The organism is Streptomyces sp. NPDC101151, from assembly GCF_044768335.1.
Taxonomy (GTDB): domain Bacteria; phylum Actinomycetota; class Actinomycetes; order Streptomycetales; family Streptomycetaceae; genus Streptomyces.
In genome coordinates this window covers 102,059-118,196 of the sequence record NZ_JBIWPP010000003.1, presented here as the reverse complement: position 1 = coordinate 118,196, position 16,138 = coordinate 102,059, and the positions used below count along the sequence as shown (strand labels likewise).

Genomic DNA, 16,138 nt, shown 5'->3' with positions numbered 1-16,138 from the left:
GCGGGCGCCGGCAGGGGCATGCGCCGGCCGTGTGCCGAGCCGACCGGGGGACTCACGCTGCCCGCGTCGGCCCTCCGCACGAGCCGTACCGCCCGCTGTGCGAGGGGATGGGCCGCCGTCGCGGCAGCCCCGTGCACGTCCGCACCGCACCGCAGCGCACGGCCGTCTTCCCGCCCGGTCCGGCCGACGGGCTGTGGCCGGACATGGCCGACCGGGACCCGTTCGTCGTGGAGGAACGCGCCGCGACCGAGCACCGGTTGGTGATGCTCGGCCATGAGCGGTGGCATCTGCGGGCCGACCGCTCGGGCCACCACGTCGACGGCGTGGGCTTCGGCGTCGCCACACCGGCGCCGAGCGACGACTCCGATCGGTCCCCACGACGGCGGGCCACGGTACCGCCGGGCGGCCGCCGGCAACCGTTCCGCCCGGGCCGCGGAGCACGAGGCCGGGGCCTTCGGCCCGCTCCGCGCCGGCAAGTGCCGCACCTGGCCCGCCGGTTCGGCGCAACGGGGCCCGATCCGGCGCGACGACGTGGCGGGCCGCATCGAGGCGTCGCCCGGATGCAGGGGCCCACAGGGCTGACGGTCCGGCCACAGGGCTGAACGGACCCGCCACAGGGCTGTCGGTGGCGTTTCGCCTCTGCCGAGCGGGCGAACCGATACCGGGTGGAACGGCGTTGTCAGTGGTGGACGGCAAGCTGGGTACGAGCGCCGCAGCGCGCGTGACCGTGATGCCGAACCGGGGAGAGCCGACCGATGCCCACCGCCGTACTGACCGACCGTGAGCGCACCGCCGTGCAGGCCTATCTGCGGCTGCTGCACACCGTGCGCGCAGCCTTCGACGGGCCTCCGGACGGCGGCCGGCCCGTCATGGTGCCGCCCGCGGTGCTCGCCGAGGCGGAGCGGGCGCTGGCGCGGGCGGGCCTGGCGGGCAACGAGGAGGAGTTCTTCCGGCTGGTGCGCCACTGGTGCCCGCTGGAGTGAGACGGGCCCCGGTGACCGTGCCGCACGCCCCGTCAGTGGTGCGGGACGGTCACCACCGTCAGCACCAGACCGTCCGTGACCAGCCAGCGGCCCTGGAAACCGGTCAGGCGTACGCCGTCCACCAGCGGCCCCGGGACGAGGAGGCGCGCATGGAAGCGGCCGCGGGTGTCCCGCCCCGGCTCGGTGACCAGCTCGATGTCGGCCTCGGAGAAGTCCAGCCAGGCGCGGGTGAGGGGAAACCACGCCTTGTAGACGGACTCCTTGGCGCTGAACAGCAGCCGGTCCCAGTGGACGCCGGGCCGGGCGGCGCACAGCCTGCGGTGCCGGTCCTGCTCGGCGGGCAGCGAGATGCTCTCGAAGACACCCTCCGGCAGCGGTCCGTGCGACTCGGCGTCGATCCCGAGGGAGGCCAGGTCCGTGGCGCGGACCAGGGCGGCGGCGCGGTATCCCTCGCAGTGGGTCATGCTGCCGACCAGTCCGGCCGGCCACCTCGGCGCGCCGCGCTCGCCGGTCAGGACGGGCTGCGGCGGCACGCCGAGTTTCTCCATGGCACGCCGGGCGCACACCCGTACGGCCGTGAACTCCCGGCGGCGCTTGTCCACCGCCCGTGCCACGAGCTGTTGTTCCTCCGGGTACAGCAAGGTCTCCTGGGCCTCGTGGTCACCGAACGCTTCCACGGCCACCACCGACTCCGGGAGCAGCTCCTCGATCACTGGGCCCGACCTCCATCGGCAGGATGCGGCGCAGCTGCCCCGGGGGAACCGGGCGCTTGCGCCATTCGCGGGGGTATCCCACGGATACCTCTTCGAAGCGGACGCCCTCGTGCCAGGTGGTCCGCGGGATGTGCAGATGGCCGTAGACCATGGTCTCGACCCGGAACCGACGGTGCCAGTCGGCGGTGAGCGTGGTGCCGCACCACATGGCGAACTCCGGGTGCCACAGCACGTCCATCGGATGCCGGTCGAGCGGATAGTGGCCGGCGAGGACGGTGGGCAGGTCCTCGGGCAGCTCGGCGAGCCTGCGCTCGGTCTCGGCGACCCGGGCCCGGCACCAGGCCTCGCGGGTCGGGTAGGGGTCGGGGTGCAGCAGGAACTCGTCGTTGCAGACGATGCCGGTGCTCTCCGCGTAGGCCAGGCCCTCCTCCTTGGTGGCACAGCCGGCCGGCAGGAAGGAGTAGTCGTACAGCAGGAACAGCGGGGCGACCACGACCGGTCCGCCGGGGCCGCGCCAGACCGGGTACGGATCCTCGGGGGTGGTCACGCCCAGTTCCCGGCACAGGGCTACGAGGTGCTCGTAACGGGCGACGCCGCGCAGGGTGACGGTGTCCCTCGGATGGGTCCACAGTTCGTGGTTGCCGGGCGCCCACAGGACCTTGCGGAAGCGGTCCGCGAGCGTGGCGAGAGTCCAGCGGACGTCCTCGACGGTCTCCGCGATGTCCCCGGCGACGATCAGCCAGTCGTCTTCCGTGTGGGGGCGGATCCGTTCGACGAGCGCACGGTTCTCCGGATAGGAGATGTGCAGGTCACTGATGGCCAGCAGCTGTCCGGCCCCGGCCGTTAACTCCACCCCGCACCCCTTTCGATCATCCCGTCGCCACCACGAGAACACATTCACCCGGCCGGGGACAAGGGGAACCCGCCCCGGCCGGGTCACCACCGCACAGCCCCGGCCGATCCGTAACCTGCGCGTTGCACGCCGGCCCTCTTGAAAGCCGTATGATCGCCGCAACATCGACGCCCCTAATTCCCCTTCGCACAGGGCCGTTTGGTGTCCCTTCCTTCCTCCTGCCCGGGCACGGGCCGCTGAGCCCTGCCCGAAAACCCTGAAAGGCGGCCTGCATGCTCTCTCGCGTACGCGTCTGGCTCAACCGCACGTACGCGGAGAACGTGTTCTTCATGGATCAGCTGCGGAGAAATCCCAGCGACCGGGCGGTCGAGATCCATGCCACCCACGGGGATGCCGACTCCCCCGTGCTGGCCGCCGCCGACACCGCCGACCTGGAGCCGGAGGGCCTGTCCCCGGCCGGGTACGTCGAGTACGCGCTCGACCAGTGCGCTCGGCGGGGCATCGACGTGTTCGTGCCCCGGCTGCACCAGGCGGCGATCGTGGCGCACCGCGCCGAGTTCGCGGCGGCGGGTACGGCACTGCTGGCCCCGACGCCCGAGGCGGTGGCCGTGTTCGAGGACAAGGCGACCGCGTACGAGGCGGTCCGCTCGGTCGGTGTGCCGGTGCCGCCGTGGTGGCGGGTCCGCACGGCGGACGAACTCGTCGCCGTGGTGGAGGAGTTGGAGGCGGCCGGGCACAGGGCGTGCTTCAAGCCGGCCGCCGGCGCGGGCGGGGTCGGCTTCCGGGTGATCACCCGCGCCCCCTTCTCGCTTCTGCACCTCAGCGGCTTCCCCGGTCCGTACGTCCAGCTGGATCTGGTGGTCGACGCGCTGCGGCGGGCGGAGGAACCCGTGGACTGGCTGGTGATGCCGCGTCTGGAGCAGCCGGAGGTGTCCGTGGACTGCCTGACCGGTCCGGACAACCGCGTCCGGCTGGCCGTGGGCCGGACCAAGAACGGCCGCCGCCGGGGCTTCACGCTGCACGAGCAGTGGCTGGCGCCGGCCCGGCTGATCGCGGAGGGCTTCGGACTGCACCACCTGTCCAACATCCAGTTCCGGATGCTCGGCGACCGCCCGGTGCTGCTCGACGTCAACACGCGGCCCGCCGGCGGGCTGCACCAGCTGTCGCTCTGCGGGGTGAACGCCCCCTGGGCGGCGGTGCAGTTGGCACTGGGCGAGGACCCGGGTGTGATCGAACCGCCGTTCCTGGGCCAGGACTACACGGTGGTGTCCGGGCCGCGTCCGCTGAGGCCGGCGGCGCTTCCGCGGCAGCGGGTGGAGGAGGCCGAGGTTCTGCTGCCGGCGGTCCCTGCGCCCGCGCAGGCGGCCGAGGCGGCCGAGGTGCTGCCGCTTTAGGGCCTGTCCGGCGCATCGGGCCGGCTGCGGGCGGTCCGTGGCCGCTCGCGCAGTTCCCCACGCCCCCTCGGGGGCGCTTCACTCACCGGTATGGACCAATTCCCGTCGTGACCCTTGACAGTCCGATTGGTCCATACCAACTTGGTTGGCGCATCTCTTCCGCACTCCCCTGTACTCCCCTGTACTCCCCAACACCCCGTCCCCACAGGGAGATCGCGTGCGCCACATACTCGGGCGTCCCAGACGCCGGCTCCTCGCTCTGCTCGGCTCCGCCGCCCTCGCGCTCGGCGGAGCCGTCGCGCTGCCGGGCACCGCCCAGGCGGCCAACGTCCTTTCCAACGCAGGCTTCGAATCGGGCGGCCTGTCCCCCTGGACCTGCACCGGCAACCTCGGTTCGGTCGTCTCCTCCCCCGTGCACGGCGGCTCCAAGGCCCTGCAGGGCGCCGTGACCGCGAGCGACAACGCACAGTGCAGCCAGACGGTCGCGGTCCAGCCGAACACGACGTACTCGCTCAGCGGCTGGGTCCGCGGCAGCTACGTCTACCTCGGCGTCAACGGCGGCGCCTCCACCTGGACCACGTCGCCGTCCGCCTACAGCCAACTGAGCGTCTCCTTCACCACGGGCGCCTCGCAGACCAGTGCCACCATCTATGTGCACGGCTGGTACGCGCAGGGCTCGTACCAGGCCGACGACATCAGCCTGGACGGACCGGGCGGCGGTGGCGGCGGGGACACCCAGGCGCCGACCGCACCCAGCGGGCTCGCCTCGACCGGCAAGACCTCGTCGAGCGTGTCCCTGAAGTGGAACGCCGCCACCGACAACGTGGGCGTGACGGCGTACGACATCTACAGCGGCTCCAGTCAGGTCCTCAGCGTCTCCGGTACGTCCGCCACGGTCGGCGGACTGTCGCCGAGCACGTCGTACACCTTCAGCGTGAAGGCGCGGGACGCGGCCGGGAACAGCTCCGCGGCCTCCAACTCCGTGTCCGTCACGACGGACGCGGGCAGCGGCGGCGGAACCGGCTTCAAGCAGGCGGCCCCTTACCTGTACGAGGGCTGGGGCGACCCGCCGAGCCCGAGCACGGTGATGAGCGCGACCGGCATCAAGTGGTTCACGATGGCGTTCGTGCTGGACTCGGGCGGCTGCACCCCCGCCTGGGACGGCAGTCGGGCGCTCACCGGCGGTGTCGACCAGAGCGCGATCAACCAGATCCGCTCGGCGGGCGGTGACATCGTCCCGTCGTTCGGCGGCTGGCAGGGCAGCAAGCTCGGCGCCAACTGCTCCTCGGCGAGCGCACTGGCCGGGGCGCTGCAGCGGGTGATCGACGCCTACTCGCTCAAGGCGATCGACATGGACATCGAGAACACGGACGAGTTCGAGAACGAGGCCGTCCAGGCGAAGATCCTCACCGCTCTGAAGACGGTCAAGGCCAACAACCCCGGCCTGAAGACCATCGTCACCTTCGGCACCTCGACCACCGGCCCGACCTACTACGGCAACCGGCTCATCGAGCAGGCGCAGTCGCTCGGCGCCAACATCGACGTCTTCACCATCATGCCGTTCGACTTCGGCGGCGGATCCGACATGTACGGCAACACGGTGGGCGCGGCCGAGGGCCTGAAGAACAAGCTGAAGTCCACCTTCGGCTGGGACGACGCGACCGCCTACTCGCACATCGGCATCTCCGGCATGAACGGCCTGTCCGACCAGCAGGAGACGACGACCCCGGCGATCTGGACCCAGATCCGCGACTGGGCCAACTCCCACCACATCGCCCGGCTCGCCTTCTGGTCCGTCAACCGCGACCGGCCCTGTGCGGGCGGCGGCGTGGTGAGCAACTGCTCCGGCATCAGCCAGAACAACTGGCAGTTCACCTCGATCACGGCCGGCTTCACCGGCTGAGGCGGCTCCGGCACGACCGAGATCCCCCTGGCTCCCGGGCCGGGGGGATTTTTTTCCGCCCGGGGTGTATCAGGGGGCGACCTGGCCGCTCTTCATAACAGCAACACGGAACACGGGGGAACAACGGGGGAAGCACCACGGGGGAAGCACCACGGGGAAACGGGGGAAGCACCAACGGGGGAACGGGGGATCGGGTCGGTCGGCCGCGGTCACGGGGAGCGACCGGCCGGCCCGATGCACACCTCCCGCAGCGGCAGCGGGCGCCCCGCGGTCAGGAGCGGCCCGCCCCCCGGTAGAGCTCCAGCTCACCCTCCAGCTCCACCGCGAGCACCGTGGCGTGCGGGTCGAGGTCGGCCCCGGCGGGCGGCTCGATCCACAGCACCCCGGGCGTCTCGTGCAGACCGCCGGTGACCCGGTGGGCCAGCTCCCTTCCGCTGCCGAGCACGGTGACGCGGCGCACCCCGCCGAGCAGCCCGCGTACGTTGATCTCGGCGCGCGGGGCGTCGAACAGGACCAGGTACAGGGTGCGTCGGTCCGGGGACAGGGTGCTCGGGCCGTAGTGGTGCCCGGCGGGGAGCCCCCGCAGCGTCCCGTACACGGCCTCCGCGTGCCTGCGGATCCACTCGCCGAGCCCTTCCAGGCGTTCGGCCTGCTCGGCCGGGATCGTCCCGTCCTCCCTCGGGCCGACGTCGAGCAGCAGGTTGCCCCCGCCGCCGATGGTCTCGGCGAAGTACCGGATCAACTGGTCGACCGATTTGTGGTTGTGGTCGTGGTGTTGGAAACCCCAGGAGTCGTTGACCGTCAGGCACAGCTCCCAGGGGCCCGCCGGCGGGATCACCGGGGCGCCCTGCTCGGGCGTGGCGTAGTCGCCCTCGCCGAGCATCCGCGCGTTGAAGACGCAGTCCGGCGCGTACGAGCGGATCAGCGCGGCGAGTTCAGGGATGCGCCACTGTTCCTCGCTGCGTTCCCACTCGCCGTCGAACCACATCAGGTCGGGCCGGTAGCGGGAGGCCAGTTCCTTTGCCTGACCGTCCCGGTAGGCGATGAACCGCTCCCAGGCCGTCAAATCCTCGGACCCGGCCGCGACCTCCGAGTACCGGTTGTCCTCCTGCTCCGGCGGGCGGCCCGGCCTGCGTGTGGAGGCGTAGTCGGGGTGGCTCCAGTCGGAGTGCGAGTAGTAGAGGCCGACCCTGAGGCCCTGCTCGCGCAGGGCGTCGGCGTAGGGGCCGATGAAGTCGCGGCCCAGGTGGAGATCGCCGTGGGCCGTGTCCCACAGGGCGACGCCGTCGTGGTGCCGGCTGGTCAGCACGGCGTACCCGGCGCCCGCACGGGCGAACAGGGCGGCCCACGCACGGGGGTCGTAGCGCGCGGCCGTGAACCGGTCCAGCTGCGACATGTACCGGTCGTACGGCACGATGCCGTCGTAGAACGACCAGGACTCCTGGACGCCGTCGACGGCGTAGATGCCCCAGTGGACGAAGATCCCCAACTTGGAGTCGGCGAACCAGGGTTGTACGGCCATGGCTCAGCCCACCTCGGCGCGGCGCAGCCGCAGGGTCAGGATCTGGAAGGGCCGCAGTGCGACGGACACCCCGCCGTCGGCCGTGACGACCGCGTCCTGAAGGGGGCGTTCCAGCAGGTCGGTGACCCGGGCGTCGGCGAGCGGGAAGCCGGGGCGCAGCACACCGCCGGCGCGGCCGCCACGGGACTCGTAGAGCCGTACGACGACGTCACCGGAGCGGTCGTCGGCGAGCTTGACCGCCTCGACCGTCACACCCTCACCCTCGACCGCGACCACCGGCTCCGGCTCGCCCGCCGCCCGGGTCACCCGCAGCGGGAGGTTCAGCGCGTAGCCCTCGGCGACCGCGTCCGCGATGTCCGCGCCGGGCAGCAGGGAGTAGGTGAATCGGTGCCGTCCCTGGTCGGCCCCCGGGTCCGGGACGCGTGGGGCGCGCACCAGGCTCAGCCGCACCGTGGTGGTCGTACCTCCGTCCTCGCGGACCGTGCGGGAGACGTCGTGGCCGTACGTCGAGTCGTTGATGACCGCGACGCCGTAGCCGGGTTCGCCGATGTGCACCCAGCGGTGGCCGGAGACCTCGAAGCGGGCCGCCTCCCAGCTGGTGTTGGTGTGGGTGGGGCGCTGGACGTGGCCGAACTGGATCTCGGCCGAGGAGTGCGGGGCCCTGATGTCCACGGGGAACGCGGCCTTGAGGATCTTCTCGGCCTCGTGCCAGTCGATGTCCGTCTCGAAGTCGATGCGGGGGCTGCCCGCGCGGACGGTGATCGTCTGGGTGATCTTCGAGCCTTTGCCGAAGGGGCGCGTGACACGGATCGCGCCCACGAGCGGGTCTTCTTCGACGACCGTGACCGACTCGGCGTCCAGGAGGTCCGTGTACCGGTTCTTGTAGTGCTTGTCGATGTCCCAGGCGTCCCAGTAGTTGGGCAGGTCCGTGTGCAGGCGCAGCAGATTGCCGGGCTCGGCCAGGACTTCGCGGTTCGCCCGTAGATCGAACACGGACGACAGGGTGCCGTCCTCGTTCACCTGCACCCGGACCAGGCCGTTGTCCAGCACCCGCCCGCCGACCGTCACCGGTCGCTGCGGCTCGGCGTCCGTCAGCGGGGCGCTGCCGCTCGCGGGCACCTCGACGTAGGCGGGTGTGCCCTCGGCGGTGCGGACCACCTCCGCGCGGTCGAAGGGGCCGGCGTTGAACACCCGGGTCCCGCCGGTGCCGAGCGCCGCCACCGCCTCGGCGGTCAGCTCCTCCAGTTCCCCGGCCACCCGGGCGTACTCGGCCTCCGCCTCGCGGTGCACCCAGGCGATGGACGAGCCGGGCAGGATGTCGTGGAACTGGTGCAGCAGGACCGTCTTCCACAGGCGGTCGAGCTTTTCGTACGGGTAGGTGTAGCCCGGCGCGTGCAGCGCGGCCGTCGTCGCCCACAACTCGGCCTCGCGCAGCCGGTGTTCGCTGCGCCTGTTGCCCTGCTTGGTGCGGGCCTGGGAGGTGTAGGTGGCGCGGTGCAGCTCCAGATACAGCTCGCCGACCCAGACCGGTGCGTCCGGGTATTCGGCGCGGGCCTTCGCGAAGAACGCGTCGGGGTGTTCGATCTCGACCTTCGGGGAGCCCTCCAGGTCCTTCAGCCGCCGTGCCCGCTCCATGATCTCGCGGGTGGGGCCGCCACCGCCGTCGCCCCAGCCGAACGGGGCCAGGGAGCGCGTGGCGCCGCCCTTCTCGCTGTAGTTGCGGACCGCGCGGGCCATCTCCTCGCCGCTGAAGCGGGCGTTGTAGGTGTCGACGGGTGGGAAGTGGGTGAAGATGCGGGTGCCGTCGATGCCCTCCCACCAGAAGGTGTGGTGGGGGAACTTGTTGGTCTGGTTCCAGGAGATCTTCTGGGTGAGGAACCACTCGTTTCCGGCGAGCTTGGCGAGCTGCGGGTAGGCGGCGGTGTAGCCGAACGAGTCGGGCAGCCAGACACCCTTGGTCTCGATGCCGAAGTGCTCGATGAAGAACCGCTTGCCGTGGACGAGCTGGCGGGCGATCGCCTCGCCGCCCGGCAGGTTGCCGTCGGCCTCCACCCACATGCCGCCGACCGGCGCCCACTGACCCCGCTTCACGGACTCCTGGATACGGGCCCACACCTGCGGGTAGTTGTCGCGCACCCACTCGTACTGCTGGGCCTGTGAGCAGGCGAAGACGAACTCCTCGTACTCGTCGGCGAGGGAGGTGACGTTGGAGAAGGTGCGGGAGGTCTTGCGCCTGGTCTCGCGGATCGGCCACAGCCAGGCCGAGTCGATGTGCGCGTGCCCGACGCCGGAGATGATGTGCGCGCTCGCGTGCGCGGGCTTGGACAGTACCGGTTTCAGGGCCTCGCGCACGGCGGCCGCCGAGCCGGAGATGTCGTCCAGGTCGAGGAGGTCCATGGCCCGGTCGAGGGCGTGCATGATCTCGTGCCGGCGTGGGTCGTGCTCGCCCAGCTCCAGCATCAGCTCGCGCAGCACCTGGACGTCGAGGTCAAGGTGCCAGACCTCCTCGTCGAGGACGGCGATGTCGGCGCGGCGGAAGGTGTACAGCGGACGGTCGCCCGCCGTCAGTACGTCGCCCAACGGGGTCGGGCCCGCGAAGTCGCCGGCCAGGATGTCGGGGTTGGAGGCGGCCTCCACCAGGTAGTCGACGGGTTCTCCGCCCGCCGCCGGGTGGGCGACCGGCACGTACTGGTTGAGCGGGTTGACGGCCTTCAGCGGGGTGCCGTCCGTGCGGTGGACGAGGGCCTCGGCCTGGTTGCCGGGCCAGTCCCCCACGAAGCCGAGGTCGATGACGGCCTCCACGCGCCGGCCCGCGAACTCGGCCGGCACCTGGCCGCGCATCCGGAACCACGTCGTGCCCCAGGGCGGTCCCCACGGGGTGTCCATCGCGAAGGGCTCGTACGGCGCGGCCGCTGCCTCCTCGAAGGAGACCGGCTCGCCCGGCGCCTGCCAGGCCGCCACCTCGAAGGGGACGGCGGCCGCGTGGATCGCCGGTTTGATGCGCTGGTGGTGGAGGCGCTCTACGCGCTCGTCGATGCGGCGGCGTTCGTCGTGCATGAGAGGTCTCCCGAGAGGGCGGAGCGACGGGGTCGGCTGGGCAGAGCGGGGAGAGCTGGGCGAAGGCGGGCGGAAAGCGCTTGCCGCACTGTCCGCGGAGCCTACTTCAGGTACCCGAGGCCGGGGTGGACGGCCGTGTACCCCTCGACCAGGCGACGGGCCACGTTGACCGAGTCCACCAGCGGGTGCAGCGCGAAGGCCTTCACAGCGGTCGTACGCGAGCCGGACTCCGCGGCGGCGAGCACCTCGCGCTCGACGGCCTTGACCGCGCACACCAGGCCGGTGGCGTGGCCGGGCAGCGGGGCGACCGCCACCGGGTGGGCACCGTTGGCGTCGACCAGGCAAGGGACTTCGATGACGGCGTCCGCGTCGAGCACGGACAGGGTGCCTCGGTTGCGGACGTTGAGGATCAGGGTGGTGCGCTCGTCCCGGGCGATGGCCCGCATCAGCGCGAGGGCCACCTTCTCGTAGCCGCCGGAGAGGTCGTCGGCGTCCCGTTCGCCGGCACCGGCCGTCTCCCGGTTCTCGGCCATGTAGGTCGCCTCGCGCTCGGCGCGGGTGCGGTCCCAGACGTCGAGGGCGGAGACGTCCGTGCGCCCGGCGTCCTCGTAGAACCGCGCCTGCTGGTCGCGCAGGAAGGCGCCGCGGGTCTTCTCGGCCTCCCGGTAGGCGCGTACGGCCTCGCGGTTGAAGTAGTAGTAGTGCAGGTACTCGTTGGGGATCGCGCCCAGCGACTGCAGCCAGTCGACGCCGAAGAGCTTGCCCTCCTCGAAGGAGCCGAGCAGGCCGGGATCGGCGAGCAGGCGTGGCAGCTCGTCCCGGCCCGCGACGTGCAGACCGCGCACCCAGCCGAGGTGGTTGAGGCCGACGTAGTCGATCCAGGCCTCCCTCGGGTTCGCGCCGAGCACCCGGGCGATACGGCGGCCGAGGCCGACCGGCGAGTCGCAGATGCCGATGACACGGTCGCCGAGGTGGCGGGACATGGCCTCGGTGACCAGCCCTGCCGGGTTGGTGAAGTTGATGACCCAGGCGTCGGGGGCCAGTCGGGCCACCCGTCGCGCGATGTCGACGGCGACCGGCACGGTCCGCAGCCCGTAGGCGATGCCGCCCGCGCCGACCGTCTCCTGGCCGAGGACACCCTCCGCGAGGGCCACCCGCTCGTCGTCCGCCCGGCCCTCCAGGCCGCCGACGCGGATCGCGGAGAAGACGAAGTCGGCACCGCGCAGGGCATCGTCGAGGTCGGTCGTGGCGGTCACCCGGGGGGCGTCGGCGACCGTCGACGCCTGTTCGGACAGCACACGGGAGACCGCATACAGGCGGCTGTCGTCCAGATCGTGCAGAACGACCTCCGTCACCCGTCCCTCGCCCCGGTCCCCCAGGAGCGCCCCGTACACGAGCGGCACCCGGAACCCGCCGCCGCCCAGAATCGTCAGCTTCACGCCTGCACCTCTCCTGCCAGGACCACCTCGACGCCCGCCTCCTGAAGTGCGAAGCGGGTCACCGGGTCGGCCGGCGCGTTCGTCACCACCACGTCCAGGTCCTCGGGACCGCAGACCTTCGCCATTCCCGTACCCGGGAACTTCGCCGCATCGGCGAGCAGCACGACCCGGTCGCTCACCTTGATCATGGCGCGCTTGACCGGCACCTCGACGACCGTCGTGTCCATCACCTGCCCGCCCGGACGCACTCCGCTGGTGCCGAGGAAGAGCCAGTCGGCGTGCAGCTGGCGCAGGTTGTCCTCGGTGAGGAAGCCGACCAGGGAGCGGTAGTCGCGGCGGACCATGCCGCCGAGCAGCACCAGTTCGATGCCTTCGTCGTCGGCCAGCTCCTCGTAGACCACCAGGTTGCTGGTGATCACGGTGAGCCGGCGGCCGTGCAGTCTGCGGGCGAGCCGGTAGGCGGTGGTGCCGATGTCGAGGAGGACCGACTGACCGTCTTCGACCATCGCGGCCGCGTGCTCGGCTATGGCGTCCTTCTCGGCCACGCGCACCTCGGCGACCTCGGCGAAGGGCTGGTCGCCCTCCTCCGCGACGGCTCCGCCGTGGACCCGGGTGAGCAGGCCGTCCTCCTCCAGCCTGACCAGGTCACGCCTGATCGTCGCGGGGCTCACGCCCAGTTGCTCGGAGAGGTCGGTCACGGCTGCGGGGCCACCGGAGCGCAGGGCCCGCAGGATGAGTTGGTGTCGTCGTTCTGCCAGCACGACATGAACACTACTCGTCATCTTCAATCAAATCCATGCGCAGTTCTGCTCGGGTATTGACCAGACTCCCGGTGCGGCGCACGATTCCGTGCACCGAATTTGAACAGTTCTGACGAACGGTTCCGACGAGAGGACGCCTCCGTGGATGACGACCGGCCCGATGTGCTGCTGACCGGGCTGCTCTTCTACGACCTCGTCCTCACGGGTCTGGGCAGACCGCCCGCACCGGGCGAGGAGATCTGGACGACGGGCATGGGCTGCGGCCCGGGCGGCATGGCCAATCTCGCGGTCGCCGCCGCCCGCTTCGGCCTGAGCACCTCGCTCGCGACCGTCTTCGGCGACGACTTCTACGGCGCCCACTGCCGGGAGATCCTGGCCGGCCAGGAGGGCGTCGGCCTCGCGCTCTCCCGCCGGGCGGACGGCTGGCCCACCCCGGTCACCGTCTCCCTCGCCCTCCCCCGCTCCCGGCTTCCCCCGCACGAGGGGACCCCCGCCGTCGACCGCGCCCTGATCACCCACGGCACCGAGCCGCCGTACTCGCAGGACGACCTGATGGGCGACCCGCCCGAGGCCCGCACCGCCCTCGTCCACCTGGAGGCGGAGCCCCGCGCATGGCTCGCCAAGGCCGCCGCGAACGGCACGCACATCTACGCCGACGTCGGCTGGGACCCAACCCGGCAGTGGTCCCGCGACCTCCTCGACCAGCTCTCCCTGTGCCACGCCTTCCTCCCCAACGAGACCGAGGCGATGGCCTACACCCGCACCGACAGCGCCCGCGCCGCGCTCGGCGCACTCTCCGACCTGATCCCGGTGGCCGTCGTGACACGCGGCGGCGAGGGAGCGGTCGCCGTCGACCAGACCACCGGCGAGTTCGCCGACGTCCCGGCCCTCGACATCGATGTCGTGGACGCGACGGGCGCCGGTGACGTGTTCGGGGCGAGCTTCGTCGCCGCCACACTCGCGGGCTGGCCCCTGGAGGAGCGGCTGCGGTTCGCCGTCCTGGCCGCCGGCCTGTCCGTCCAGCGGCACGGCGGGGCCCTTGCGGCACCCGGCTGGTACGGCGTCGACCGCTGGTGGCGCTCGCTGACCGACCCCGAACTCGGGCGCGCGTACGGCTTCCTCGCGGACCGTCTCCCGGCGGACCCGGGTCCGCCCGTGAGGTACGCCCCCGTCACTCCCCCGGCACGGCAGCACCTGGGCCCGTGACAGGCCCGCCCCCGCACCCATGCGAAGTCCCGAACAGATCCGAAAGGCGGTGGGAGCTGTGCGGCTCTCACGAAGAGGCCTGCTGCGCGCGGGCCTGGCCCCTGCGGCCGCCACGGCGCTCGGCGGACTGGCGTCCGGCTGTGCCGTTCCGACCGGCTCCACCGGCCGGAACATGGTCCTGTGGTACTGGGACGGCGGCCTCGGCGACACGGTCCTGAAGAACGCCCGAGCCCGCTACGGCAGTTCCGTCGACCTCCAGGCCATCAAGATCGGCGGCTACTACCGGTCCAAGCTGATCACCACGATGACCGGCCGGGCCCACATCCCCGACATCGCGGGCCTCAAGGGCGAGGACATGGCGTCCTACCTGCCCAACGCCGACCAGTTCGTGGATCTGCGCACGCTCGGCGCGGACAGGTTCAAGTCCCGGTACCTGTCATGGAAGTGGGACCAGGGCATCGCCGACGACGGCACGATGATCGGTTTCCCCATCGACTGCGGTCCGGTCGCGCACTTCTACCAGTACACGGTCTTCCGGAAGGCCGGGCTGCCGTACGAACCCGCTGACGTGTCCAAGGAGCTGAACACCTGGGACAGGTTCTTCGCGGCCGGCGAGCGGCTGAAGAAGCGCATTCCGGGCACCTACCTGCTCACCGATGCCAACGCCGTCTTCGAGAACGTGGTGCAGCAGGGCAGGAAACGGTACGTCGACAAGGACCGCCGCTTCATCGGCGACCAGGAGCATGTGCGGCACGCCTGGGCGCTGGCCGTGGAGGCGAAGCGGCGGAACATCGTCTCGGACCTCGTCAACGGCACCCCGGACCAGCTCTCCGCCATCCAGCAGGGCAAGCTGCCCAGCCAGCTCAACGCCTCCTGGGCCACCAACGACATCAAGAACGGCGTGCCGCGGACCAAGGGCCGGTGGCGGGTGGCGCAGATGCCCGTACGCCCCTCCAACAACGGCGGTTCGTTCCTGTCGGTCACCAAGGCGTGCCGCCAGCCCGAGGAGGCCTTCCGGATCATCGCCTGGCTCCTGAACGCGGCCAACCAGGCCCAGGGCTTCGTCGATGCCGGCCTCTTCCCCTCCACCCCCGCCTCCTACGACCTGAGGCAACTGCGCGAGCCCGACCCCTTCTTCGGCGGCCAGGTGACCATGGACGTGTTCGGACCCGCCGCGCAGAACATCGCGATCGCCTACAACAGCCCGTACGACGTGGCGCTCGGGCAGCCCCTCAAGGACGAGATCAAGAACGTCGGCGTCCTCGGCAAGGACCCGGAGAAGGCCTGGAGTGACGCCATGAGCCAATGCCGTCGCATCGCACAGCACCTGGGGGTGAGCCACTGATGGCCACCGCCCTGGACAAACCCACCACCACCGTGGAGCGGACCGCCACCGCCCCGACCAGGAAGGGGTTGCGTTCGCACTGGCATCTGTATGCCGCGATCTCCCCCTTCTATCTGCTGTTCCTCGGCTTCGGCCTGATTCCCGTCGGCTTCTCGCTCTACGTCTCCTTCCACCGCTGGGACGGCCTCGGCACGATGGAGTGGGCGGGCCTGTCGCAGTACCACTACCTGCTGGGCGACAGCGGCTTCTGGAGCTCGGTCGGCAACACCGTCCTCATCTGGGCGCTGGCCACCTTCCCGATGATCTTCCTCGCGATGGTGTCGGCCGTGCTGCTCAACTCGGCGGTCCGCTTCAAGAACGTCTACCGCTTCGCCTATTTCCTGCCGAACGTCACCTCCGTCGTGGCGATCGCGATCGTCTTCGGCTCGGTGTTCTCCACCAACTTCGGCCTGATGAACGCCCTGTTGCGGGCCGTGGGTCTGGACCAGGTGGCGTGGCTGAACACCCCGTGGGGCATCAAGGTCGCCGTCGCCACGCTGATGACCTGGCAGTGGACCGGCTACAACGCGATCATCTTCCTCGCGGGACTGCAGACCATCCCGGGCGAGCTGTACGAGGCGGCGCGCATGGACGGCGCCGGTCCCGTGCAGACCTTCTTCCGGATCACGCTGCCGATGATGCGGCCGGTGCTGCTCTTCGTGCTGGTCGTCTCGACGGTCACCGGTCTGCAGAGCTTCTCGGAACCGCAGGTGCTGCTGCAGACCTCCGCCAACGACTCCACGTTCTCGGGCGGTCCGGGCCACGCCGGCCGGACCATGGTCCTCTACTTCTTCCAGCAGACCTTCGACAACAACGACTTCGGCTACGGCGCCGCCGTGGCCTGGGGGATCTTCCTCGTCGTCGTCCTCTTCTCGATCATCAACTGGCGCCTGCTGCAGCGCCGGGGCGAAGAATAGGCGGGC

General features: G+C 71.1%; 13 protein-coding genes. 7 read left to right on the top strand and 6 right to left on the bottom strand.

Going from position 1 to position 16,138, the window contains the following annotated elements; genetic code table 11:
* Positions 1-107 precede the first annotated feature (107 nt).
* Both ACIRU3_RS06375 and ACIRU3_RS06370 read left to right on the top strand, forming a co-directional pair.
* Positions 108-602 (top strand): toxin-antitoxin system, toxin component, encoded by a 495-nt coding sequence (locus tag ACIRU3_RS06375; protein ID WP_404052164.1) that lies wholly within the window; start codon positions 108-110, stop codon positions 600-602.
* Between the two features lie 153 nt (positions 603-755).
* On the top strand, positions 756-983 hold the full coding sequence (locus ACIRU3_RS06370; protein ID WP_404052161.1) for a hypothetical protein: 228 nt from the start codon (positions 756-758) through the stop codon (positions 981-983).
* Between the two features lie 32 nt (positions 984-1,015).
* Here ACIRU3_RS06370 and ACIRU3_RS06365 read toward each other — a convergent pair whose 3' ends face one another.
* Together ACIRU3_RS06365 and ACIRU3_RS06360 are read right to left on the bottom strand one after the other, a co-directional pair.
* Positions 1,016-1,696: a 4'-phosphopantetheinyl transferase gene (locus tag ACIRU3_RS06365; protein ID WP_404052158.1), complete on the bottom strand. Its 681-nt coding sequence runs from the start codon at positions 1,694-1,696 to the stop codon at positions 1,016-1,018.
* Positions 1,644-2,549 (bottom strand): metallophosphoesterase family protein, encoded by a 906-nt coding sequence (locus tag ACIRU3_RS06360; RefSeq protein WP_404052155.1) that lies wholly within the window; start codon positions 2,547-2,549, stop codon positions 1,644-1,646. The genes ACIRU3_RS06365 and ACIRU3_RS06360 overlap by 53 nt, the downstream gene beginning before the upstream one ends.
* Positions 2,550-2,821: 272 nt before the next feature.
* On the opposite strand from ACIRU3_RS06360, the gene ACIRU3_RS06355 reads away from it, so the two are divergent.
* Both ACIRU3_RS06355 and ACIRU3_RS06350 read left to right on the top strand, forming a co-directional pair.
* Positions 2,822-3,943, top strand: coding sequence for an ATP-grasp domain-containing protein (locus tag ACIRU3_RS06355; RefSeq protein ID WP_404052152.1), 1,122 nt, complete (start codon positions 2,822-2,824; stop codon positions 3,941-3,943).
* A gap of 217 nt (positions 3,944-4,160) precedes the next feature.
* Positions 4,161-5,846 carry a carbohydrate binding domain-containing protein gene (locus ACIRU3_RS06350; protein WP_404052150.1) on the top strand — a complete coding sequence of 562 codons (1,686 nt, stop codon included), beginning with the start codon at positions 4,161-4,163 and terminating at the stop codon, positions 5,844-5,846.
* Between the two features lie 271 nt (positions 5,847-6,117).
* Here the strand turns inward: ACIRU3_RS06350 and ACIRU3_RS06345 are convergent, their stop codons facing one another.
* The 4 genes from ACIRU3_RS06345 to ACIRU3_RS06330 all read right to left on the bottom strand — a co-directional run bounded on the left by ACIRU3_RS06345 (position 6,118) and on the right by ACIRU3_RS06330 (position 12,625).
* On the bottom strand, positions 6,118-7,368 hold the full coding sequence (locus ACIRU3_RS06345; RefSeq protein WP_404052147.1) for an alpha-L-fucosidase: 1,251 nt from the start codon (positions 7,366-7,368) through the stop codon (positions 6,118-6,120).
* A 3-nt stretch (positions 7,369-7,371) separates the two neighbouring features.
* Positions 7,372-10,425: an alpha-mannosidase gene (locus ACIRU3_RS06340; RefSeq protein ID WP_404052144.1), complete on the bottom strand. Its 3,054-nt coding sequence runs from the start codon at positions 10,423-10,425 to the stop codon at positions 7,372-7,374.
* A gap of 101 nt (positions 10,426-10,526) precedes the next feature.
* Entirely contained in the window at positions 10,527-11,864 is a 1,338-nt protein-coding gene (locus ACIRU3_RS06335; protein ID WP_404052141.1) for a 6-phospho-beta-glucosidase, read from the bottom strand.
* Positions 11,861-12,625: a DeoR/GlpR family DNA-binding transcription regulator gene (locus ACIRU3_RS06330; protein ID WP_404053164.1), complete on the bottom strand. Its 765-nt coding sequence runs from the start codon at positions 12,623-12,625 to the stop codon at positions 11,861-11,863. The genes ACIRU3_RS06335 and ACIRU3_RS06330 overlap by 4 nt, the downstream gene beginning before the upstream one ends.
* 141 nt (positions 12,626-12,766) lie before the next feature.
* On the opposite strand from ACIRU3_RS06330, the gene ACIRU3_RS06325 reads away from it, so the two are divergent.
* From ACIRU3_RS06325 to ACIRU3_RS06315, 3 genes are read left to right on the top strand one after another with little or no spacing between them, the layout of a single operon-like run.
* Entirely contained in the window at positions 12,767-13,831 is a 1,065-nt protein-coding gene (locus ACIRU3_RS06325; RefSeq protein ID WP_404052138.1) for a carbohydrate kinase family protein, read from the top strand.
* 58 nt (positions 13,832-13,889) lie between these two features.
* The gene (locus ACIRU3_RS06320; RefSeq protein WP_404052136.1) at positions 13,890-15,176 is read left to right on the top strand and encodes an extracellular solute-binding protein; all 1,287 of its coding nucleotides are present in this window, start codon (positions 13,890-13,892) and stop codon (positions 15,174-15,176) included.
* Positions 15,176-16,132, top strand: coding sequence for a carbohydrate ABC transporter permease (locus ACIRU3_RS06315; RefSeq protein ID WP_404052133.1), 957 nt, complete (start codon positions 15,176-15,178; stop codon positions 16,130-16,132). The genes ACIRU3_RS06320 and ACIRU3_RS06315 overlap by 1 nt, the downstream gene beginning before the upstream one ends.
* Positions 16,133-16,138: the final 6 nt, after the last annotated feature.